1 rRNA gene is annotated in these 289 nt (G+C 47.8%); it reads right to left on the reverse strand.

Annotated features, from left to right (window positions below):
* Positions 1-289 (reverse strand): 23S ribosomal RNA (locus WS40_RS11090); the annotation flags it as partial.

Here is a 289-nt window from a genome sequence, read left to right on the forward strand (position 1 = left end):
TGGCTGCTTCTGAGCCAACATCCTAGTTGTCTTCGAAATCCCACATCCTTTTCCACTTAACACACACTTTGGGACCTTAGCTGTAGGTCTGGGCTCTTTCCCTTTTGACTACCCAACTTATCTCGTGCAGTCTGACTCCCGTACATCATTTATGCGGCATTCGGAGTTTGATATTCTTCGGTAGACTTTGACGCCCCCTAGGAAATTCAGTGCTCTACCTCCGCTAAACTAATACGAGGCTAGCCCTAAAGCTATTTCGAGGAGAACCAGCTATCTCCGGGTTCGATTG

Origin of the sequence: Ruminococcus sp. N15.MGS-57 (assembly GCF_000980385.1) — a bacterium.
GTDB classification, from domain to species: Bacteria; Bacillota; Clostridia; order Oscillospirales; family Ruminococcaceae; genus Hominimerdicola; species Hominimerdicola aceti.